The organism is Brucella sp. MAB-22, from assembly GCF_025908475.1.
Classification (GTDB): Bacteria; Pseudomonadota; Alphaproteobacteria; order Rhizobiales; family Rhizobiaceae; genus Brucella; species Brucella anthropi.
Window position 1 is genome coordinate 1879964 of sequence record NZ_CP109782.1, and the last position, 22984, is coordinate 1902947.

Below are 22984 nucleotides of genomic sequence, written 5' to 3' on the forward strand. Positions count from 1 at the left end.
GCTAAATCTTGTTGCCGATTGGAAAGCCGGTTGAGACTTTTCTCACCGGCATTTCATCGGTTGGAATGATCCAACCACCGCGAATAGCGATGCGAACCTCATCGCCTTCTTCCAGTCGCACTGGATCGCGCACTTCAAAATGCAGATGAATATCTGGCTTGGTGAGCGGATGTGCCTCGATGCGCGAACCGCCACCGCGATAGACCGAACGCTTGACCCGCACAGGGATGCCGCCGGTTTCGGTCAATGCCAGATCTTCTGCGCGAACGCAGAGCTGCGCATTGGCACGCGGCATTTCAATGCCAGAACAGCGCACCTGCGCACGGCTTCCAAGCACCAGCGCCTCGCACTGTCCCGCTTGCGCAAAGGACACGACCTCAGCAGGCAGAACCATGCCATGCGCGATGAAGGACGCGACCATTTCGCTAGCCGGTTCTTCGTAAAGCTTGCGCGGCGTATCGAACTGCTGAAGCTTGCCATGATCAAGCACAGCAATCCGGTCAGCAAGCGCCATGGCCTCGGCCTGATCATGCGTGATGTAGATAATCGTCGTACCGGTACGCTTATGGAAAGCCGCAAACTCGTCTTCCATCGAAGCACGCAAATGCACGTCGAGATTGGCGAGTGGCTCGTCAAACAATACCAGCGAAGGCGCAGCCACCAGACAGCGGGCCAATGCCACGCGCTGCCGCTGACCACCCGAAAGATTGGCCGGGCGGCGATCACCGAAACCGTCGAGATCGACCAGCGCGAGCGCTTGCTTCACACGAGCCTCGCGCTCGGCTTTGGCAACTTTGGCCACCCGCAGACTATAGCCGACATTTTCTGCGACCGTCATATGCGGCCAGAGCGCATAGTTCTGGAAGACGATACCGACCTGCCGCTTCTCAGGTGGTACGTTACCATCAACATGGGAAACGCGGCTGTCGCCGATATGGATTTCGCCGCCATCAACATCTTCAAAACCGGCAATCATCCGCAGAAGCGTGGTCTTGCCGCAGCCGGATGGTCCGAGAATAGCAACAAACTCGCCGTCCTTCACATCGAGCGACACTTCAGACAGGGCCTGAAACTCGTTGAAGGCCTTGGAAACAGAAGCGATTTTCAGTCGCGCCATGGCAGCACTCCGTTTGGAAGACGCCGCGCAAACAGATTTGTTGCAAGCATCAGCATGAATGTCACCGCAACGGCCAGAATGGATATGGCAGCCGCATAGGCGGAATCGCCCGCCTGTTCGAAAGAAAACATCACTACGCCCAGCGTTTCCGATCCCGACGCCCAAAGAAGCGCTGAAACCGTCAGCTCACAGAAGGCGGTCATGAAAATGAGCACGCCGCCTGCAAGCGTCGCCGGGGCGACCAGAGGGAATATAATGGTCCGCAGCCGATAGAAAAGCCCCGCCCCCGCAACGCGCGCTGCTTCTTCCAAAGCACGGTCGATCTGGTGGAGGCCAGCAACCGTTGGCCGCAATGCCAGCACGAAGAAGCGTGCAAGATAGGCAAAGAGGATGATCCAGAGCGTGTTGTAGAGGCTGACACCAACCACTGGCAGCGGCTTCAAGAACATCAGCAGACAGGCAATCGCGAGAACTACGCCCGGTAACGCATAGGGCATCTCGGCTGCGAAATTGAGGATCGGCGTCCAGCGCCGTTTACGCCATGCCAGCATATAGGCAAGCGGAACTGCTATCAGCACCGCAAAGAATGCTGCCGCCAGCGACAGAACCGCACTGTTGCGGAAAGCGCGCGCAGCACCAGCATGTTCAAGCAGCACGAAACGGAAATTCTCGGCTGTTGCCGTCGCAAATGTCAGCGGCACACCATAGGCCGGAACCAGAGCGGACAACGTAAGACCGATCAACGGCAGAAACAGCACGATAACAATCAGGAGCCATGCCGCGGCTTCCACCAACACGCGCCAGCGGCCAAGCGCGAAGGGTGCAGCAGGCAGCGACGTCGAAACAATGCGAAAATCGCGGCGGCGCGAGGCATATTCCTGCGCGGCGATGCCTGCCATTGCAATCAGCCCGATCAGAACCGACAGCACGGCGACGCTGGACAGCACAGCTGGACCGCCGCCCGCAAGACGCTGATAAATCAGCGTTGGCAAAACGAGGTAATTCGATGGAATCCCCAGAAACGCCGGGATGCCAAAATTGCCGACACACGACACGAAAGCCAAGGCAGCAGCACCGATGATCGATGGCGTCATCAGCGGCAGAATGATGGTGCGCAGAACGGTCCATTTGCTGGCACCGGCACTCAAGCCCGCTTCCACCAGTTCGCGTGGGAGTTTGCGCAGTCCTGCCCGCACGATCAGAAAGACCAGCGGTCCATATTGCACGCCAAGCAGAAAAATAATGCCCCAGACAGAATAGAGCGGATTGCGGCTGCCAAGCGGCGGCGCCATGCCGATGATCTTGAGGAACTGGCTGGAAGGCCCGAATAGCTGGAGCCACGCCAGCGCTGTTACCTGCGGGGCAATCAGCAGGGGGGTGACGTAGAAAAGCACAAAGACATTGCGCCCGCGCATGTTGGTGAGACCGACGAGCAACGCCGCAACAATGCCGAACACAAGCGCCAGCAGCGCGCCGCCAATGCCAATCTGCAGGGAATGCCATGTGGCAACCCATGTCGACTGGCTGCCAAGCGTTTCCACCAGCGCCGAGGTCGAAAACTGCCCCTGCGGCGCGACCAGTTCGACCAGCAGCCTGCCCATTGGCAGAAGCGACAGCACTGCAACAATAAGCGTTACACCAATAATCAGGGCCGCATCACGGCCCTGAAGATCTCGAAACATGTGCATTAAAATGCCTTATCCGCCGAACAGCTCGGAGAACTGCTTCTTGTCGGCATCAGTCTGATCGAGAACCTTCTGGGTGTCGATAGACATGATATTGATCTTGGTGCCTTCCGGCAGCCATGCCGGGCGACCAACGCCTTCCTTGGCAGGCAGATAGCCCTGCTCCAATGCCAGCTTCTGGCCATCATCCGACAGGATGAAATCGACGAACTTCTTGGCACCGTCGACGTTCTTGGCGGTTGCCATGATCGCAACCGGTTCGGTCACGGCAGGCACACCTTCCGACGGGAAGACGAACTCGATCGGCGAACCCTTGGCCTTGGCATTGAGCGCCATGAAGTCAACGAGGATGCCATATGGCTTTTCGCCGCTCGCAACCGACTTCAGCACGGCGCCATTGCCTTTAACGCTTGCCAGCTCATTGGTCTTGAGGTTCTTGAAGTAATCCCAGCCAATATCCTTATTGAGTGCAAAGCCGCTCAGGAGATAGGCGGCAGCGCCCGAATAAAGCGGGCTTGGCATGACCACCTGGCCTTTGTAATCGGCCTTGGCGAGATCGGCCCAATGTTCCGGCTTCTGTGCGGCACCCGTGTTGTAGGCGATGCCGGTGGTGATCAGTTTGGAGCCGAAATAGGTCTTGTCGGCGTCATAGCTATCCGCAGCAAAACCATCAACCTTGGCTTCCGGATAGGCGAGCAGGCGCTTGTCCTTCTTGAGACCTTCCATCGTCACCGCATCAGCGATCAGCAGAACGTCAGGCTGCGGCGCGCCAGCCGAAAACTCGGCGGCAAGCTTGGTGAGGAGTTCGCTCGTACCAGAGCGGAAAATCTGCACATCGGTGTCCGGATTGGCCTTGCGGAAAGCTTCAACCGTCTTTGTCGCATCCGCTTCCGGCTGTGACGTATAGAGCGTCAGTGTATCAGCCTGTGCCACGGCAATGGAAAGAGCAAGAAGCGCAGGTACGACGGCAGCCCGCTTCAGCATCTTGTTCATGGGATTCGCTCCTCGAATTTCTGTATAATGTTCGCCAGCATGACCAGCGATGCCGGTACAATCCTGACGCGTGCGAAGTGATAGCGCGCAGATACTGCCATGGCGATAGGCACGATCATTTCCATTCATGGTGCACCTGTCAAACATCCTGCAACGTGAACCCGGAAAAGCAAAAGCCTCCCGGCGGAATCATAACCATCGGAAGGCTTGTAAGACATTGAATGTTTTGCCGAACAGCCATCCGTATCTCCAAGTATGGAGAAGATGCGGATGGCATTAGAGGAATTGCAATGCGGTTTTATGACAACCGCAAACGCATTCTCGGTAAAAAGATCAACAGATCAGATAACAATCTCGGCGACATGCGCAACCTGCGCACCCGCCTCATAATAGGCTTCACGCAGACCGCGGAAATTCTGTTCCTTCGGATCGCTGACCGGCAGCGGCAGATCGTCTTCGTTGATCTCGCCTGAAACAAGCTGCGAAAGCAGTTTTCCGAAGACCGTGCCCGGCGCGATGCCACGGCCGTTGTAACCGGAGAATCCAACCACATTGCGCGCGAGGCGATGGAATTTCGGCAGGCTGTCATTGGTCATGCCGATCTTGCCATACCATTCGGCTTCGAACTCGACCTCGCCAATCTGCGGAAAAAGACGCTTCAACGATTTCTTCGCCCATGCCTTATGCACGGCAGCGCCGGTATTGCGCAGCGCACCAACGCTTCCGAAGACAAGGCGGCCCTGTTGGTCGAAACGGAAGGATGAAAGGACTTCCTTCGTATCCCACACACCCTGACGTTCCGGCAGAATGGAGCGCTTGATATTGTCCGAAAGAGGCTTGGTGGCCATGTTGAAATAGGGCAGATGAACCAGCTCGGCGCGCACTTCCGGCCATGGCGCATTGGTGTAGGCATTCGTCGCCACAACCACCCAGTTGGCCGTCACGGAACCCTTGGCAGTCTTGACCACCCATTTGCCGTTCTTTTCCTCGGCACCGATCACCGGGCTTCCGGTAAATACTGTCGCGCCAGCGGTAATGGCGGCATGGGCAAGCCCGCGCACATAAGCGAGCGGCTGGATCGTACCGGCACGCAGATCAAGCAGCGATCCAGCATAGGCCTTGGTTCCAACCTTGGCTTCAGTTTCTTTCGCATCAAGCAGCTTCACATTGGCGCCGCGGCGCGCCCACTGCTCATGGCGGTCTTCAAGTTCCTTCAGGCCCTTCTTGCCAACAGCGCAATGAAGCGTGCCCTGCTTCTCTACTTCACAGGCGATCTTGTGCTTTTCAACGATTTCGAAAACGAGCTTCGGCGCATTGCCGAGGACATCAAGCAGGCGATCTCCATATTTCTGACCGAGCACGCCGGGCAAATCATCCGGCATGACCCACATGCCCGCATTGACCAGACCCACATTGCGGCCCGAACCGCCATAGCCGATCTCGATACCTTCGAGAACGATGGCTCGCGTGCCTTTTTCGGCCAGATGCAGAGCCGTCGAGAGACCGGTGAAACCGCCACCCACAATCACGACATCCGCAGTCAGATCACCTTGCAGCGCATTCGTCTCGGGGGCGGCAGGGGCGGTCTTTTCCCAAAGACCATGGGAGCGCGGATCGTTCAGCATTGAGAGCAACCATTTTAAATAGTGGAATACGGGCACCCTGCCCGACTGTTTCTATTTCACGCCGCGAAAGCCGGTTGGACAGCGTTATTTGCGCAACAATTCATTCCGGTTTGGAATGAACCAACGGCGAATAATCCGTATTTCCTACCTGCCCGGCGATCCACTGACAAAACACCTGCGTCAGCGGATTTTCCAGCTTTCCTTCCGGCACGACGAGATAATATTCATTCTCGGTTCGCATCGGCTTCTCGAAAAGCATGACCAGCTCACCGCTGAGCAATTCCTGTTCAATCAGATAAAGCGGCAGGAGCGCGAAACCCAGACCGGCCAACGCCGCGCCAATGACCATCGAGAACTGATCGAAGCGATGTCCCCGATAGGCCGATCGCCCCTCGACACCGCAGCTTTCAAACCATTGCGCCCACATTTTGGGCCGCGTCGCAAGATGCAGCAAGGGCTCATTCTCAAGCTCTTCCGGGGCGGACGGATGACGCGCTTTCAACAGGGCCGGGCTGGCAACCGGCACGATGACCTCGCTGCACAGGAAAGTGCAGGTGGCGTGTGCCCAGACCGGCTGTCCATAATGGATGGCCAGATCGAACGGCTGCTCCTCGAAATCGAAGACACCGGAGCGCGACGCGACATTGATGGCAATGCCGGGATGCTTTTCGATGAAATCTGAAATACGCGGCATCAGCCAGCGCGTGCCGAATGTCGGCAATGTAGCCACACTGAAAGAAGACGTTGATTGCGCCGAAGCCATGGCGCGCAACATCGTGTCCTCCGTCTGGTTCAGAAGACGCCGCACTTCCGGCAAAAATTTCCTGCCCGCATCGGAAAGCAGAATGCGCTGGCGGATGCGTTCGAACAACAGAACACCGAGCTGGCTTTCAAGATCCTTGATCTGACGGCTGACAGCGCTCTGGGTGAGATTGAGCTCATGCGCAGCCTGCGTAAAACTGCCATGACGGGCGGCACACTCGAATGCCTGCAGCGTGGCGATGTCCGGGATCAGTCTTCTGCTCAGCTTCATTCCATTCTCGCATTAACATAGTTGCTTTCGTCGCAAGCATAACCGCAAAACGGTCTATATGATACATTTTCATCATAATCCATGCATGTTCCTCCCAAACAAGACATGCACCACCCGAAGATGCCCCACTCGACGGAAATTTTCGCCATGAAAGACCAGAAATTCGTTTCACCGGACGCCATTCGCTCGGCTTTTTCGGCAGCAATGTCCGCCATGTACAAGCAGGAAGTACCTGCTTATGGCACATTGATGGAACTCGTTGCCGATGTGAACGCCAAGGTGCTTGCTGATGACAGTCACCTGCATGAACGTCTGACAGAAACAGATTCGCTTGAACGCATCTCTGAAGAACGTCACGGCGCTATCCGCCTCGGCACAGCTGCTGAACTTTCCATGATGCGCCGCGTTTTTGCGGTCATGGGCATGTTCCCGGTCGGCTATTACGACCTCAGCGCCGCAGGCGTTCCGGTTCATTCGACCGCCTTCCGCCCGGTTGACGATGCGGCACTGAAGCACAATCCGTTCCGCGTCTTCACCTCGCTTCTGCGCCTCGACCTGATCGCCGATGAAAAGCTGCGCGCTGAATCGGAAGAAGTCCTGTTGAAGCGCAACATCTTCACTGCCGGAGCCATCGCTTTTGTCGAAAAGGCTGAAGCCGAAGGCGGCCTCAACGACGACGACGCGAAAGCCTTTGTTGCTGAAGTACTGGAAACCTTCCGCTGGCACGATCATGCCAATGTCAGCGTCGAACTTTACCATCGCCTGCATGACGCGCATCGCTTGATCGCCGATGTCGTGTCGTTCAAGGGCCCACATATCAACCATCTGACGCCGCGCACGCTCGACATCGACGCCGTGCAGGTTCAGATGCCGGATCGCGGTATTAACCCGAAAGCCGTCGTCGAAGGTCCTCCGACCCGCAAGTGCCCGATCCTTCTGCGCCAGACCTCGTTCAAGGCGCTGGAAGAAGAAGTGTCCTTCGTCAATGCAGACGGCACCTGGACGCCGGGCTCGCACACTGCCCGTTTCGGTGAAATCGAACAGCGCGGCGTGGCGCTCACGCCAAAGGGTCGCGCGCTTTACGACAAGCTGCTCAACGACACCCGTGCCGTTGTCCGCCCTGCCCCAGACGGCTCGAATGCAGCTGAATATGTGAAGGCGCTCAGCGGCACCTTTGCCGCTTTCCCGGACACATGGGCTGGCGTGCGTGAAGAAGGCCTCGGCTACTTCGCCTATTCGGTCAAGGACGCTGCAAAGCTTGAAGCTTACAAGCCGGGCACCGATATTGAGGTTCTGATTGAAGCTGGCGCGGTTCAGTCCGACCCGATCATCTATGAAGACTTCCTGCCGGTGAGTGCTGCCGGTATATTCCAGTCCAATCTGGGCGACGACGAAACACAGGAATTTGTTGAAAGCCCGAACCAGAAGCGTTTCGAGGATGATCTGGGTGCGAAAGTGCTTAATGAGTTCGAGCACTATGCCCGCATCGAACGCAAATCCATCGAAGCCGTTCAGGCAGGCCTGAAAGGCCTTGAAGCGGCAGAATAAACGCATAGCCCCGAAAAGTTACAGACTTTCTGGACAGGACTATGCGCAAACAACTCATACAGAGAGGAAAGCCATGAACACCGCTGTTAGAAAAATCGACGTGAAGAAGGAAGCCGCCGATCTGCTTTCCAAACTCGGCGTCGATGCATCCGCTTATACCGGCGGCGACCTTGCCGGTTTCAGCCCTGTTTCGGGCGAACAGATTGCTGCGGTCAAGACCCACAGCAAGGAAGATGCTGTCAAGATCATCGACCAGGCCGATGAAGCCTTCCGTGCCTGGCGCAACGTTCCGGCACCGAAGCGCGGCGAACTGATCCGCCTTCTCGGTGAAGAACTGCGCGCTTCCAAGGAAGACCTCGGCCGTCTCGTTTCGCTCGAAGCTGGCAAGATTCCTTCGGAAGGTCTCGGCGAAGTACAGGAAATGATCGACATCTGCGATTTCGCAGTCGGTCTGTCGCGCCAGCTCTACGGTCTCACCATTGCAACCGAACGCGCTGGCCATCGCATGATGGAAACTTGGCATCCGCTCGGTGTTGTCGGCGTTATCTCTGCCTTCAACTTCCCAGTTGCTGTCTGGTCGTGGAATGCTGCTCTTGCAATCGTTTGCGGCAACTCGGTTGTCTGGAAGCCGTCTGAAAAGACCCTTCTGACCGCTCTTGCCTGCGATGCAATCTTCAAGCGCGCGCTGAAGCGTTTCGGCGATGCACCGGAAGGCCTCTCGCTGCTTCTGCTCGGCGACCGTGAAATCGGTGAAGTCCTCGTCGACAGCCCGAAGGTTCCGGTCGTTTCAGCAACCGGTTCGACCCGCATGGGCCGCGAAGTCGGTCCGCGTCTGGCCAAGCGCTTTGCTCGCGCAATTCTCGAACTCGGCGGCAACAATGCCGGTATCGTCTGCCCGTCGGCCGATCTCGACATGGCCCTGCGCGCAATTGCTTTCGGCGCAATGGGCACTGCCGGTCAGCGTTGCACCACGTTGCGTCGTCTCTTCGTACATGAAAGCGTTTACGACGCTCTCGTTCCGCGTCTGCAGAAGGCTTATGCCAGCGTCACCGTTGGTTCGCCGCTCGAAACAAGCGCTCTGGTCGGTCCACTGATCGACAAGGTTGCTTTCGACAACATGCAGAAGGCCCTCAAGGAAGCTGCTGCTCACGGCGGCAAGGTACAGGGCGGCGAACGCGTCGATGCTGGCCATGAAAACGCTTACTATGTGCGTCCGGCCATCGTCGAAATGCCGAAGCAGCAAGGTCCGGTTCTTGAAGAAACCTTCGCACCGATCCTTTACGTCATGAAGTATTCGGATTTCGACGACGTGCTGGCAAGCCACAACGAAGTTGGCGCAGGCCTGTCCTCGTCAATCTTCACGCTCAACCTGCAGGAAGCAGAACGTTTCCTCTCGGCTGAGGGTTCGGATTGTGGCATTGCGAACGTCAATATCGGTACTTCGGGTGCTGAAATTGGCGGTGCATTCGGCGGCGAAAAGGAAACCGGTGGCGGTCGTGAATCGGGTTCGGATGCGTGGAAGGGCTACATGCGCCGCGCAACCAACACCATCAACTACTCGAAGGCTCTGCCGCTCGCACAGGGCGTTTCCTTCGACATCGACTAATCGGTCTGATTTCAGATCAAAAAGAAAACCCCGCGCAAGCGGGGTTTTTTTATTGACGCAACATCAGCGATTAGCGGAGATTGTGGTTATGGCATGCCGAAAATCGTGGCTTTTGAGAACCGGCGCGCAGCGTACTTGAGTACGTGAGCACCGGAAGCGCAAAAAGACGCGATTTGCAGGCTGCCAGAGCCGCAATATCACCCCATGCGTTCGGAGGCGAAAGAACCGGGGCTAGCCGGGAATACGACCGTGCGATTGCCGTTGAGGAACGAGCGGTGATGAATATGCGCGTGAACAGCGCGTGCCAGAACCTGCGCTTCGACATCACGTCCGATAGACACATAATCCGCCGCACTCTGTGCGTGCGTGATACGGGCGACATCCTGTTCGATGATCGGACCTTCATCAAGATCAGCGGTGACATAATGCGCCGTGGCTCCGATCAGTTTCACACCGCGCTCATAGGCCTGCTTGTAAGGGTTCGCGCCCTTGAATGATGGCAGGAAGGAGTGGTGGATGTTGATGATCTTGCCCGACATCTTCTGGCAAAGCTGATCGGACAGAACCTGCATATAGCGCGCAAGAACCACCAGCTCGGTGCCTGTATCATCGACAATATCCAGAAGGCGCTGTTCAGCTTCCGGCTTGTTGGCCTTGGTCACGGCGATATGGTGGAACGGGATGTCGTGATTGACGACAACCTTCTGATAATCGAAATGGTTCGACACGACACCAACAATATCGATTGGCAGAGCGCCGATCTTCCAGCGATAGAGCAGATCGTTCAGGCAATGGCCGAAACGGGAAACCATCAGCAAGGTTTTTGTCCGTTGGGCGTTGTCGTGGAATTCAAATTCCATCTCGAACGGAGCTGCCACGGGCGCAAAGCCTTCACGCAGCACATCAAGCGCTACGCCTTCTTCGGAGATGAAGCTGACGCGCATGAAAAAACGACCGGTATCCAAATCATCGAACTGGGCGCTATCGATGATGTTGCAACCCTTGCCCGCAAGATAACCCGAGATTGCGGCAACGATACCACGAGTGGACTTGCAGGTGACGGTCAGGACAAAATTATGCATCGGACTTCCTCAATTTTCGAAGGCGCAAGCCAAAGCGCGCGCCTTGAAACTAGTTCACGATGCGGCCTCCGCCATGCCAGAATGCGTAATGCACTGACCGGATTGCGCTATCAAGCGACTTTGGAAGAAAGATCGCTCTAATTTGATCAAAGATGCGGATTGCGGTCACGATACCGGGCGACAAGTTCCCGGTTCACCTCACCGGAGCCCGGCATGTTGGCGCTCAGATAAATTGGTGCGTCGCCTTTGCCCACCAGCTTCGCCGCCACATCGGCAAAAATGGCATTGAGGATCGTGACACCAAGCGCCGTCGAAACCGGACCGACCTTCAAAGAACTGCCTTCCACTTCCAGCACCGCATCGCCCGCTGGCGCATCATTGTCCAGCACGACATCGGCCAGAGAAAGCAGCTGCGTGCGGCCCTTGGCGATTGCGTTGGAATAAGTGACGGAAGTGACCGCGATAACGGCAGCCCCCTTCTCCCGTGCATAGCGTGCCGCCTCAATGGGAGCGGCATTCACACCAGAGTTCGACACGACGATCAGCACGTCACCTTCGCGAATGCCGTAGCGCTCGAGGATCGGCAGCACAGCTCCTTCGATCCGCTCGAAATGCGAGCTGGCAGCCGCTCCGTCCTGCAGCATGATTGCCCCGCAAAGGATCGGCACAGTGATTGCCAATCCGCCCGCGCGATAGTGCAGTTCTTCCGCCATCATGTGCGAATGGCCAGTACCGAACACATAGACCCGGCTGTCTGCCAGAGCCGCAGCGGTAACCAGTTCCGCAGCCTTGGCCATCGGTTCGGCAAGGCGATCACGCAGGCCGGTGAGCCGCGCAATGAGATCATCGAAATAACGATCCGTAATTTCCGTCATCGACCTTACCCCGAAATCTGTTTTTCGCCGGAAAGCCATGTGGCTTTCGCAAACAGCCCATCGTCAAGATGGACGGCATCCATCCGCATGCCGGGACGGAACGTTCCGCGATCGTTGAGATGCAGATAGCGCGCCGGATAATGGCTCGCCATGCGCAGTGCCTCGGCCAGCGTCAGCTCCAGTTCGGCCACGCCGAAACGTACCGCCGACGCCATATCGAGATCGGAACCGGCAATGGTGCCATCCGCCAGCACAAGCTTGGAGCAGATACCGCCCGGCACACGACGGACGGCACGCCCGTTGATCTCGAAGCTTTCGGAATCCGAACCGACCAGAGCCATGGCATCCGTCACGAAGAACAGGTGGGCATCTCCCCGTTTCGCCCGAAGAGCAAGCCGCAGCGCCATCGGATCGACATGATGGCCATCGGCAACGATGCCACACCAGATGTCGGGATGATCAAGTGCCGCACCAGCCAGCCCCGGTGCACGATGGCCAATCTGGCTCATGGCGTTGAAAAGATGGGTCACGCTTCGCGCACCGGCATCGAAACGCTTGAACGCCTCATCTGCCGTCGTGTCGCTATGGCCGATACTGACGACCACACCGCCGTCGCTCAAACGACGCACCTGATCAGGCGTGACCTGTTCGGCAGCAAGCGTGACCAGCAAGGTACCGATCTGCTTTGCCGTATGGATATAGAGCGCGATATCCGCATCATTGACGGGGCGCATCAGTTCCGCCAGATGGGCGCCTTTGCGAGCCGGTGCCAGATGCGGTCCTTCCAGATGCAGACCGGCAACGCCCTTGTCGGCCTTGACTGCCTCAATTGCCGCTTCAATGGCGCGATCGCGCACCGGCGTCGTGTCGGTGATCAGCGTCGGTAGAAGGCTCGTCGTTCCATATTTGCGATGCCCCTTGGCAATCGTGAACATGGTCTCGGGTGTCGGCTGGTCATTGAGCATACGCCCGCCGCCGCCATTAACTTGCGCATCGATAAATCCGGGTGCCAGAACACCACCGTTCAGGCGCTCGACATCATGGGCTTCGCCTAGTGACGCTTCCGGCACGATGGCTTCGATCTTGCCATCGCTGAACACCAGCGCGCTTTGGTCGTGAAAGCGCTCGCCGTCGAAAATGCGCGCGCCTGCTATTGCCGATTTTCTTGTCATACCGTCACCGTAACCTTGTTGAGATTGCGCGGCTTGTCTGGGTCAAAACCCTTGCGGCGCGTGACCGCTTCAATGACGCGGTAATAATTGATGAGGGAAACCAGCGGATCGAGATGCGCATTGCCCGTGCTAGCCGATGGCAGTCGGAAGCCCGGCGTTTCCGCATCGGATAGCGACACGATGCTCGCTCCAAACGAATGCAGCCGCTTCAGGGCCTGCATGTTGGTGTCGAACGCTTCATCGCGCGGCAGGAAGGAGATAATCGGGAAACCTTCTTCCACCAGACGCATCGGACCGTGCATCAGCTCTGCCAGAGAGAAGGCCTCCGCATGGATATTGGCGGTTTCCTTTGCCTTCAGCGCAGCCTCAAGCGCGATTGCAAAGGCCGTGCCGCGACCGCCGGTATAAAGCGAGCGGGCATTGAAAAGGAGATTTTCAACCGCTTCGCGACCGTCAGGCCGTGTTGCAGCAAGCGCCTCCGGCAGGCGCTGCAGTCCGGCCTGCAGGCTTGCGTCACCGCTGGCCGACGCGACCACACCCGACAATGCCGCGACTGCGGCAATGAACGACTTGGTGGCAGCAACACTCTTTTCTTCACCAGCATTGAGCGCGAGTACCACGTCGGCGGCATTACCCAGCGGGCTATCGACAACGTTCACGACGGCAATTGTGGTGGCACCACCTTTTTTGGCAGCGTCCTGCGCTGCAACAATGTCCGGGCTCGCGCCGGATTGCGACACGGTAAAGTGCAATCCGTTCTTGAGCTTCAGCTTGGAACCATAGACCGACGCCACCGAAGGCCCGATGGATGCCACCGGAATACCCATGGTGATTTCCATCAGATATTTGAAGAATGTCGCCGCATGATCGGACGAACCACGCGCGGCGGTGGTGATGACAGCAGGTTCGTTCTTCTGGAAAATGCGCGCGATTTCCGAGAATGTGCCTGCCTCCTTCTCAAGCAGACCGGCGACGACGGCAGGCGACTGTTCGGTTTCCTGCAGCATCAGGGAGGAAGGGCTGTTCATGGTCATTCTCCAATTTTCAGTTCGGCGACGAAGTCATAGGCATCGGCGCGATAGTGCGAACGGGTATATTCGACGATCCGGTCGTCCTCGAGATGCGAGACACGCTCGATCAAAAGTGCTGGCGCACCCCTGTGCACACCAAGCAGGCGTGCCGTGCCGGGGTCGAGTGTAACCGCCGTCAGGCGCTGCAAGGCGCGCACCGGCTTGTGGCCACGCCTTGCCAATGCGCCATAAAGCGAGGTTTCTTCGACGCGGTCCTGATCCAGATAATGGCGCGGGACCACAGCCCGCTCGAAGGCCATCGGCACACCATCGGCAAGGCGCAGACGGTCCAGCCGCACCACCGTCGTATCAACGCCGATTCCCAGCCGGAAAGCCTCGTCGGGCGACGGCCTGTCAACCTTGTTGGTGACAACGCGTGCGCCCGGCTCCTTGCCACGCGACAGCATATCCTCGGAAAACGAAGTCAAGCGCCAGAGATGCTGGCTGATGCGGGCCGGGCGTTCGGCAACGAAGGTGCCACTGCCACGCCGCGCCTCGACCGCGCCCTGAGTCAGCAGTTCCTTATACGCATTGCGAACGGTGATGCGGCCGACGCCGAGCTGCTCCGCCAGATCGCGCTCCGGCGGCAGTCCGACAGCGGGCGCAAGTTGCCCCTCCTCGATCAGTTCACCGAGAATACGCGCAAGGTTCCGGTAAAGCGGCCCCGTAAGCTGCGGATCGTGCAAACCGCGCTCTTCGATGGCCGTGATCAATGTGGTTCTATTCATGCTTCATATAATAGAACCTATATAGAACCAATGGCAAGTGACAATCTCATGAAAAAAGCCCGGTCATGACCGGGCTTTTTGTTTAATGCGATTGCGGAGCGGGATGCGCCTCGGCTGGTGGCTCATCTGCGCCATGCTCGGGCTCCTTGATCCGGAACCAGGCGACATAAAGCGCCGGCAGGAAGAGAAGCGTGATTGCCGTGCCCGCTATGATGCCGCCCATCATGGCATAGGCCATTGGTCCCCAAAACACTTCACGCGCAATCGGGATCAGTGCCAGACTTGCTGCCGCCGCCGTCAGCGCGATGGGTCGCATTCGGTGCTGACTGGCCTGCATCACCGCATCCCACGGGTGCATGCCCTCGGTGATATGCTCTTCGACCTGCACGATCAGAATGACCGAGTTTCGGATAAGAATACCGACCAGTGCCAGCACACCAAGGATGGCCACGAAGCCAAGCGGTTTGCCGCTCGGCAACAAGGCAGCCACCACACCGATCAGTCCAAGCGGCGCCACGGCGACAACAAGGAACAAGCGCTGGAAGCTTTGAAGCTGGATCATCAGGATTGTCGCCATGACGAACAGCATCAGAGGCACCACGGCAGCAATCGGCCCCTGGCTCTTACCGCTCTCCTCCACCGTGCCAGCAATCTGGATCTGATAACCGGACGGCAGCTTGTCGGCGAAAGTCTTGATGGCGGGCGCCAGATCCTTGACGATCGTATCCGGCATCGTCTTGTCGATAATGCCTGCAGCAACCGTGATCGTAGGAATACGCGAACGGCGATAGACAACCGGCTGTTCCAGCTCATATCGGAAATTGGCAATCGCGGCCAATGGCACCGACGTCCCGTTACCGGTTGCGATCTGAAGACTTTGCAGCGTATCGATCGAATCGCGTTCGTGTTTCTGTGCCCGCACAATAACGTCGATCAGATAGATCGAATCCCGCACCTGAGTGATGGTGATACCGCCGACAACGCCGTTCAGGGTTGTTGCAATATCCTTCGAGGAGATGCCGAGCTTTCTCGCCTTGTCCTGCATGACGTCGACGCGGATAACCCGACCCGGCTCGTTCCAGTTGTAGCTCACCACTCCAAGCCGCTTGTCGGAACTGAGGATGCCGGCAAAGTCCTGTGCGACACCGCGCAGTTTTTGGACATCCGGACCCGAGATGCGATATTGCACCGGACGGCCAACTGGCGGTCCAAGCTCCAGATACTTCACATAGACATCCGTCCCGACATAATCCTTGCGCAGAACCTCGTTGAATTTCTGCTTGAGCCTGTCACGCGCTTCGAGGTCCTTCGCGACAACGACCATCTGCCCGAAATAAGGATTTGCTGGCTGCACGTCGAAGGAGAGAATGAAACGGATAGCACCTTCCCCGATATACGTGCTCCAGTGATCCACATCGGGATTGTCCTTGAGCATCGTGGCTTCAAACTTCTCCATCTGGGCCTTGGTGTCGGTGATGGAACTGTTCTGAGGCAAGGTCCAGTCGAGCACCAGTTCCGGACGGTCGGATTCCGGGAAGAACTGCCGTTCGATAAAGCCCATGCCGAAAACCGAAACGAGGAAAAGTGCAATGGTCGTAATGATCGTGATCCACTTGTGCCGCATCGACGCAAGCAGGACCTGCGAAAATATCTGGAAAAGACGGCTGTGCTTTTCCTCATGCGCCTTCATTTTCTTCGGCAGGAAAGTGACACCCAGCAAAGGCGCAAACAGAACTGCCACGATCCAGGAAACAAGCAGCGAAACCGCAATCACTACGAACAATGTGAACGTGTACTCACCCGCCTGACTGTTGTTCAGCCCGATGGGTATGAACCCGGCAATCGTAACCAGCGTGCCTGTCAGCATCGGGAAAGCCGTATGCGAATAGACATAGGTGGCAGCCTTGTTGATGGGATCGCCGTGCTCAAGCCGGGCCACCATCATTTCCACCGCAATCATCGCGTCATCGACCAGCAGGCCCAGCGCGATGATGAGCGCACCGAGCGACACGCGTTGCAGGGAAATATCCATCAAAGACATCGCCAGGAAGGTGATTGCCAACACCAGCGGGATCGAAAGCGAAACGACAAAACCCGCTCGCACCCCAAGACTGACGAAGCTCACCGCCAGAACGATGATAACCGCTTCAAACAGAGCTTCGGTAAAGCCCGAAACAGCGTCCTTGACGACTTCCGGCTGATCGGCAACCTTGAAGACCTTGACACCGACCGGGAGTTCCGCCGTCACCTGGCTCATCATTTTGTCGAGTGCCGCGCCGAATTCGAGCAGGTTGCCGTTCGGCTTCATGCCAATGCCGAGGCCGATCGCATCGTGCCCGTTCACCCGGAAAATGGATGCGGGCGGGTCGACATAGCCGCGCGTAATCGTCGCGACGTCGGAAAGACGGAAGAAGCGATCATTAACGCGCAGGTTTACCGCACGCAGATCCGCTTCCGAATTGAACTGTCCGCTGACGCGCACGCTGATGCGCTCCGGCCCGGCTTCCACTACACCGGACGGCGTAATGGCATTCTGGTCCTGCAAGGCCTGCAGGATTGCCTGCTGATCCAGTCCAAGCGCTGCAATCTGGCGCGTCGAGAACTCCAGATAGATCGCTTCGTCCTGCGCGCCGATCAGCTCGACCTTGCCCGCATTGGGCAATGTCAGAATTTTCGTCCGCGTGCTTTCGGCATAGTCCCGCAACTGTCGCATGGAAAGACCATCCGACGTGAATGCATAGACGTTTCCGTAAACGTCACCGAACTGGTCATTAAAATACGGTCCGAGAACGCCCTGAGGCAGCGTATTCTGAATATCGTTCAGAAAATGACGCACTTCGGTCCATGACTTTTTGACCTGCTCGGCCCGCGTCGTATCTTTCAGAAAGACGAACACGACCGACTTGCCCGCCGTGGTTATGCTGCGTGTATAATCGAGCGTATCCAGTTCTTCGAGCTTCTTTTCCAGCCGGTCCGTGACCTGGTTGAGCGTTTCGTCGACGGAGGCGCCGGGCCAGTTGGCCTGTACAACCATCGTCTTGACGGTGAAGTCCGGATCCTCCTCACGACCAAGGTCAAGATAGGAAATCAGGCCCGCCACCAGAAAGACGAGCATGAAATACCAGACCAGAGACCGATGATTCAGAGCCCAGTCAGACAGATTAAATCCCTTCTTCACAGGCCCGTTCCTTTCTCGTCCAGGCGGACTTTCTGTCCTTCTTTCAACTCATGCACACCAGCAATCGCAACATAGCTTCCGACATCCACGCCACCGGCAACAAAACTGTTGCCGCGCCGTTCAGTCACCTGCACGTCATGAAGAGAGACCGTCTGTTTATGCGGATCGATGACCCAAATGCTTGTCTTGCCGTTTTCGTCGAGCAAAGCCTGTATCGGCATCGTCACAAGATTCTGTTCAGGTGCGGCCTTGGCTGCCCGGATCGTCGCGCCAAGGCGAAAGCCTTCCGGAGGGTTGTCGAGAGCAATACGCACACGGCGTGTGCGTGTCTGCGCATCAGCCTGCGGCGCCACCTCGCGTACTGTTCCCTGCCCCGTCACTTTTGGATCGGCCTGGAGCTGTACATTGAATGGCGTACCTTGCTCAAAATATTGCGTCATGCTGTCAGGAATATCGAGCACCGCTTCGCGAATATCGGGACGCGCAACCGTCATAACCGTCTGGCCAGCGGCAACCACCTGCCCGACTTCGGCATTCGTTGCAGAAATGACGCCATCATAATCCGGACGCAGCACAGCGTAACTGCGCTGATCCTGCGCCTTTTTCAGTCCTGCCCTGGCTTTTTCCAACCCGGCCTCTGCGCTGTCACGCGCCTGTCTGGCGGCATCATAATCGGCTTGCGAAACGTTGTTGCCCTTAAGCAGGATGCTCTGGCGTTCTTCGCTCGCCGCAGCGTTGGCATATTGTGCTTCGGCGCTCGCCAGATCAGCCCTCGCAGACTGAACGGCAAGATCGAGGTTGGATGGATCAACCATCGCAACCATCTCGTCCTTTTTCACAATATCCCCCACCTGAACAGGCCGATTGATAATTCGCCCGAGCACACGGAATGCAAGATCAGTGGAATAGCGTGGCTCAATCGTGCCTGCAAAACCCGTCTGCGTTACGGGCTTGGGCTCGACCACCATATAAAGAACCGGACGGACAGGGTCCGTCTCAGCCGTGTTCTCTTCACCTTTTCCGCAAGCGGCAAGCGCAAGCATGGCAGCGATAACAGCAACACTGCTCATGGTGTGGATTCTAGGAAACTGGATTGTCGCCTTCATTGCGCAACTTGTCCTTCCTGTTCCTGCACGACTTCGGTCGGCTCGCCGGAACGCAGCATTTGTGCGCCCTTCGTGACGATCAGCTCGCCTTCCTGCAGTCCGCCTTCCACGAGTAGTCGCCCCTTTTCGTATGAGAGCACCTTGATCGGAACCAGCGTTGCCACCTTGGAATCCTTCGAGAGCCTCCAGACGGCTGTACGCCCGGCATCCGAAGTCATTGCGCTCCATGGCAAAACGACCACCTTCACCGTGTCCATATGAACCGTGCCGGTCACTGTGGCCCCGAGCGCCATCTGAGGCGGGGTTTGCGCTATGCCGACCTTTAACCGCACGGTTCCAGTCTGCGCATCGACCACCGGCGAAATCTCACGAACCTTGCCTTTGGCACTTATCGACGCATCGGACAGCAACGCAATCGTTACGTCCATTCCGATTTTGGCATGATTGACCAGTGTTTCCTGCACATCGAATACCGCGTCGCGTGGACCATCCTCGGCAATCGAGAACGCTGTCTGCGCAGCCTGCACGACCTGACCGGCCTCGACATTGCGCGCCGTAATCACGCCTGAAACGGGTGCCTGCAATTCAGTGTAGGAGAGCTGATCGCGTGCATCGTTGAGCTGGCTTTCAGCGCTGGCAAGAGCGCTTTGCGTCGTTTGCAGGTTCTGGTTTGCCTGATCGTAGGTGCTGCGAGTGGTGAACCCTTGTGCCAGCAATGCCTTCTGTCGCGCAAAATTGGCCTGGGCCTGCACCAGCTGCGCCTGCGCGGCATCTTTCGACGCCTGTGCAACGCGCAGATTGGCCTGTTGCTCAACATTATCGATGCTGGCGAGAGGCTGCCCCTTTTCCACGTGCTGGCCGATCTCGACCAGACGCTGCACAACCTGACCGTTCAGACGAAACGAGACATTGACAAGCGACCGTGCCGCAATGGCGCCGGATAAGGTCAGTTTCGGTTGATAATCGCTGGCGACTGCCTTTACCGCCGCCACCGGCACGATGTCGAGCGAGTCGGCATGCGCCTGCAACATTGTGCCCGGCGCAAGCAGCCCCAGGCAAAAGAGCAGTATACGGGGTGCTTTGAAATGGGGAGCAAGCTGGCCCATAACGCGCCTCCACCCATTCTGCACGCTGTAAATGAATGGTTTTGCTGCCATTTACACGATTCTCACTGGTTTGGTTCTGTTGAGAATGCAACTAAAGCTTTGCAGAGAAAAGCGGCGTTGTAAAAGATGATGAATCATAGTTATCGCTATCAAAGTCTTTTCGAAAACACTTACTCAGGACCAATCGGTAGGCATTGCCTTCGATCAGAGAATTTATAAGTAGAAATATATAGTTGTGTTGAATTTCAAGAATATCGGCGGCGGCTAACTCGTTGCCTCCTCGACAAGCCTTTTACCGGCAACGTTCAATTCGTAACGTGTGCGTTGCGTGCGCGGATCGCGCTGTTTGATCCGCACATAACCGTGGTCCTGCCCGAGCACTGAAATTTCCCGAAGCACAAGCGCATGAGCGATCCCCAGCGAACGCGCAAAAGTTCGGCTATCCGACGCGATATCCAGCGCCAGCGCGGCGATGATCCCGGCACCAAGCCCGGTCAAATTGCTGGACGCCGTCATCAAAGCATCGACGAACGCCATATATTCCACTTCGCCCTCATCCATCATGCAACTGCCGATTTAAGGGGGCGGAACGAAACGATCACCGATTTCGATGTGGGCGTGTAGCTTTCATCACCAGAACTGGCGAGCGGCACCAGCACGTTCATTTCCGGATAGTAGCCCGCAATACAACCGCGCGGGATGTCATAGGGCACGAAGCGGAAATCGCGCGCGATACGCTCCACACCATCATCGAATTCGCCAACAATATCAGCCCGGTCACCGGCCTCGACACCGATATCCGCCATGTCAGCTTCATTCATGAAGACGACCTGTCGTTCGCCATAGACACCGCGATAGCGGTCATCCATGCCATAAATGGTGGTGTTGTACTGGTCGTGGCTGCGGAAGGTCTGCAGCACATAACGCCCCGGCGTGCCGCGTGCCTGCTGATGCTCGACAGCTTCCGGAAGGGCGCCGGTCCAGAATGTCGCCTTGCCCTTTGTCGTATTCCATTCCAGCTCACGGGCAGAATTGCGCAAATGGAAGCCACGCGGAACCCGTACACGAGCATTGAAATCGTAGAAGTCCGGCAACACACGGGCGATATGGTTGCGGATAAGATCATAGTCGTCGGCAAGCTCCAGCCAGTTGACCGGCTGCGGCCCTAGCGTCGCCTGCGCCATACCCGCAATGATCGCCACTTCCGAACGAAGATGTGATGAAGCAGGCGCATTAATGCCGCCCGAACCGTGCACCATGCTCATGGAATCTTCGACTGTCACGATCTGGGCCACACCTCTGGAATTGAGGTCGATCTCGGTGCGGCCAAGGCAAGGCAGGATGAAAGATTCCTGCCCCGGCACCAGATGCGAATGGTTGAGCTTGGTTGCGACATGAACCGTCAGGCGCTGGCCGGAAAGCGCTTTAGAAATCAGCGGACTATCCGGAGTGGCCCGGGCGAAATTGCCGCCGAGACCGATAAATGCCTGAGCCGACCCGTCGAGCATGGCACCTATGGCACCCAGAACGTTGTGTCCCGGCTCACGCGGAACATTGAAGCCAAATTCCTTTTCCAGCGCATCAAGAAATGCGACTGGAGGCCGTTCGTTGATGCCGACGGTGCGATCACCCTGCACGTTGGAATGACCGCGCACCGGACAGAGGCCGGCACCGGGCCTGCCAATATTGCCGCGCAGCAGCATGAAATTGGTGATTTCGCGGATCGTGATCACCGAATGACGATGCTGGGTGATGCCCATCGCCCAGGTGCAGATGACCCGTTCCGATTCCATATAGATCTTTGCCGCACGCTCGAGCGATTGCCGGAGAAGTCCCGACTGGTCCTCGATTTCTTCCCACGACGTGCTGTCCACCGCAGCGCGATAGGCTTCCAGTTCCGCTGTATGTGTGCTGAGAAATTCCCGGTCGAGGATTGATGGCTTGCCTGCGGCGAGTGCGGCATCATCCGCTGCGAAAACCGCCTTGGCCATACCGCGGAAAGCGGCAAGATCACCGCCAAGACGCGGCTGGAAATAGTCGCTCGCTATGGCTTCGCTGCCGCCATGCAGCATTTCAAGCTTGTTCTGCGGATCGGCAAAACGCTCCAGCCCGCGTTCGCGGATCGGATTGAAAACGACAATGCGCGCACCGCGCTCGGCAGCACGACGCAGATCACCCAGCATGCGGGGATGGTTGGTGCCCGGATTCTGACCGACCACGAAAATGGCATCGGCCATTTCGAAATCTTCCAGCAGGACGGTCCCCTTGCCGACGCCAACCGACTGTTTCAGTGCAACGCCGCTAGCCTCGTGGCACATGTTGGAGCAGTCGGGGAAATTATTGGTCCCATAAGCGCGTACGAACAACTGATACAGAAACGCAGCCTCGTTCGAGGCACGGCCCGACGTATAGAACTCAACCCGGTTTGGGCTGTCGAAACTCTTGAGAATGTCCCCGATAGTCCTGAACGCCTCATCCCATTCGATGGCTTCATACTGATCGGTCGAAGCATTGTACCGCATCGGATGGGTCAGGCGCCCGGTATTCTCCAGATCGTAGTCGGTCCAGTTGCGCAGCTGCGAAACCGTATGCTCCCGAAAAAAGGCAGGTGTCGTGCGCCGGTCGGTCGCCTCCCAGGCGACAGCCTTCACACCGTTTTCGCAAAATTCAAAAGATGAGCCATGTTCCGGATCACCCCAGGCACAACCGGGGCAATCGAAACCGTCCGGCTGGTTCGCCTTGAGAAGCGTGCGCGCGCCGGAAAGAGGAGCGCCACTTGCAAGCAATTGCTTGCCGCAGCTTTTCAATGCACCCCATCCACCCGCTGCAGCGGATCGCTTGCCGATGAAACCGGTTTTGGTGGCCTTGCTCATCCGTTACCCTCTAACCCAGTTGCGGGACCGCCTTCTTCGAGTGGCAAAGATGCCTTGGGCGGGTGCCAATATCATAAGTGGAATTACACGGTCCTTCAATTAACCGCGAGGCAATTGTTATTCGATACTTGTTCGTACTTGATTTCGGCCGCGCGATCCGTCATGCGATTGGTCAAGAAAAATTACC

Annotated in this window: 17 protein-coding genes; 2 read left to right on the forward strand and 15 right to left on the reverse strand. The window is 57.2% G+C overall.

The features are described 5' to 3' along the window. Nucleotide 1 precedes the first annotated feature (1 nt). The 5 genes from OHI65_RS18610 to OHI65_RS18630 form a co-directional block, all read right to left on the reverse strand. The gene (locus OHI65_RS18610; RefSeq protein ID WP_012091523.1) at nt 2-1117 is read right to left on the reverse strand and encodes an ABC transporter ATP-binding protein; all 1116 of its coding nucleotides are present in this window, start codon (nt 1115-1117) and stop codon (nt 2-4) included. Then, a complete protein-coding gene (locus OHI65_RS18615) occupies nt 1105-2805 on the reverse strand; it encodes an ABC transporter permease (RefSeq protein WP_012091522.1) in 1701 nt (566 codons plus the stop codon). Before OHI65_RS18615 ends, OHI65_RS18610 begins: the two co-directional genes overlap by 13 nt. Nucleotides 2806-2814: 9 nt before the next feature. Then, a complete protein-coding gene (locus OHI65_RS18620) occupies nt 2815-3795 on the reverse strand; it encodes an ABC transporter substrate-binding protein (protein ID WP_012091521.1) in 981 nt (326 codons plus the stop codon). Nucleotides 3796-4136: 341 nt separating this feature from the next. After that, nucleotides 4137-5420 carry an NAD(P)/FAD-dependent oxidoreductase gene (locus OHI65_RS18625; RefSeq protein ID WP_125300028.1) on the reverse strand — a complete coding sequence of 428 codons (1284 nt, stop codon included), beginning with the start codon at nt 5418-5420 and terminating at the stop codon, nt 4137-4139. A gap of 100 nt (nt 5421-5520) precedes the next feature. Continuing rightward, a complete protein-coding gene (locus tag OHI65_RS18630; RefSeq protein WP_010659530.1) occupies nt 5521-6453 on the reverse strand; it encodes a LysR family transcriptional regulator in 933 nt (310 codons plus the stop codon). 147 nt (nt 6454-6600) lie between these two features. Here OHI65_RS18630 and OHI65_RS18635 point away from each other — a divergent pair, with 147 nt between their 5' ends. Continuing rightward, nucleotides 6601-8001, forward strand: a complete 1401-nt coding sequence (locus OHI65_RS18635) for a VOC family protein (protein ID WP_040129138.1) — start codon at nt 6601-6603, stop codon at nt 7999-8001. A 73-nt stretch (nt 8002-8074) separates the two neighbouring features. Next, nucleotides 8075-9607: an aldehyde dehydrogenase family protein gene (locus tag OHI65_RS18640; protein ID WP_012091518.1), complete on the forward strand. Its 1533-nt coding sequence runs from the start codon at nt 8075-8077 to the stop codon at nt 9605-9607. A 197-nt stretch (nt 9608-9804) separates the two neighbouring features. Here the strand turns inward: OHI65_RS18640 and purU are convergent, their stop codons facing one another. The 10 genes from purU to OHI65_RS18690 all read right to left on the reverse strand — a co-directional run bounded on the left by purU (nt 9805) and on the right by OHI65_RS18690 (nt 22797). Then, a complete protein-coding gene (gene purU, locus OHI65_RS18645; RefSeq protein WP_010659527.1) occupies nt 9805-10689 on the reverse strand; it encodes a formyltetrahydrofolate deformylase in 885 nt (294 codons plus the stop codon). Nucleotides 10690-10835: 146 nt separating this feature from the next. After that, nucleotides 10836-11564: an SIS domain-containing protein gene (locus tag OHI65_RS18650; protein ID WP_125300027.1), complete on the reverse strand. Its 729-nt coding sequence runs from the start codon at nt 11562-11564 to the stop codon at nt 10836-10838. A gap of 5 nt (nt 11565-11569) precedes the next feature. Further along, the gene (gene nagA / locus OHI65_RS18655) at nt 11570-12736 is read right to left on the reverse strand and encodes an N-acetylglucosamine-6-phosphate deacetylase (RefSeq protein WP_125300026.1); all 1167 of its coding nucleotides are present in this window, start codon (nt 12734-12736) and stop codon (nt 11570-11572) included. Continuing rightward, the gene (locus OHI65_RS18660) at nt 12733-13764 is read right to left on the reverse strand and encodes an SIS domain-containing protein (protein ID WP_125300025.1); all 1032 of its coding nucleotides are present in this window, start codon (nt 13762-13764) and stop codon (nt 12733-12735) included. The genes nagA and OHI65_RS18660 overlap by 4 nt, the downstream gene beginning before the upstream one ends. 2 nt (nt 13765-13766) lie before the next feature. Continuing rightward, entirely contained in the window at nt 13767-14534 is a 768-nt protein-coding gene (locus OHI65_RS18665; protein WP_010659523.1) for a GntR family transcriptional regulator, read from the reverse strand. Between the two features lie 82 nt (nt 14535-14616). Further along, the gene (locus tag OHI65_RS18670; protein ID WP_125300024.1) at nt 14617-17712 is read right to left on the reverse strand and encodes an efflux RND transporter permease subunit; all 3096 of its coding nucleotides are present in this window, start codon (nt 17710-17712) and stop codon (nt 14617-14619) included. After that, nucleotides 17709-18782 carry an efflux RND transporter periplasmic adaptor subunit gene (locus OHI65_RS18675; RefSeq protein ID WP_413541921.1) on the reverse strand — a complete coding sequence of 358 codons (1074 nt, stop codon included), beginning with the start codon at nt 18780-18782 and terminating at the stop codon, nt 17709-17711. The genes OHI65_RS18670 and OHI65_RS18675 overlap by 4 nt, the downstream gene beginning before the upstream one ends. Nucleotides 18783-18814: 32 nt before the next feature. Beyond that, on the reverse strand, nt 18815-19849 hold the full coding sequence (locus tag OHI65_RS18680) for an efflux RND transporter periplasmic adaptor subunit (protein ID WP_413541937.1): 1035 nt from the start codon (nt 19847-19849) through the stop codon (nt 18815-18817). A gap of 339 nt (nt 19850-20188) precedes the next feature. Continuing rightward, nucleotides 20189-20488 carry a hypothetical protein gene (locus OHI65_RS18685; protein WP_012091511.1) on the reverse strand — a complete coding sequence of 100 codons (300 nt, stop codon included), beginning with the start codon at nt 20486-20488 and terminating at the stop codon, nt 20189-20191. Further along, nucleotides 20485-22797 carry an FdhF/YdeP family oxidoreductase gene (locus OHI65_RS18690; RefSeq protein WP_125300021.1) on the reverse strand — a complete coding sequence of 771 codons (2313 nt, stop codon included), beginning with the start codon at nt 22795-22797 and terminating at the stop codon, nt 20485-20487. The genes OHI65_RS18685 and OHI65_RS18690 overlap by 4 nt, the downstream gene beginning before the upstream one ends. Nucleotides 22798-22984: the final 187 nt, after the last annotated feature.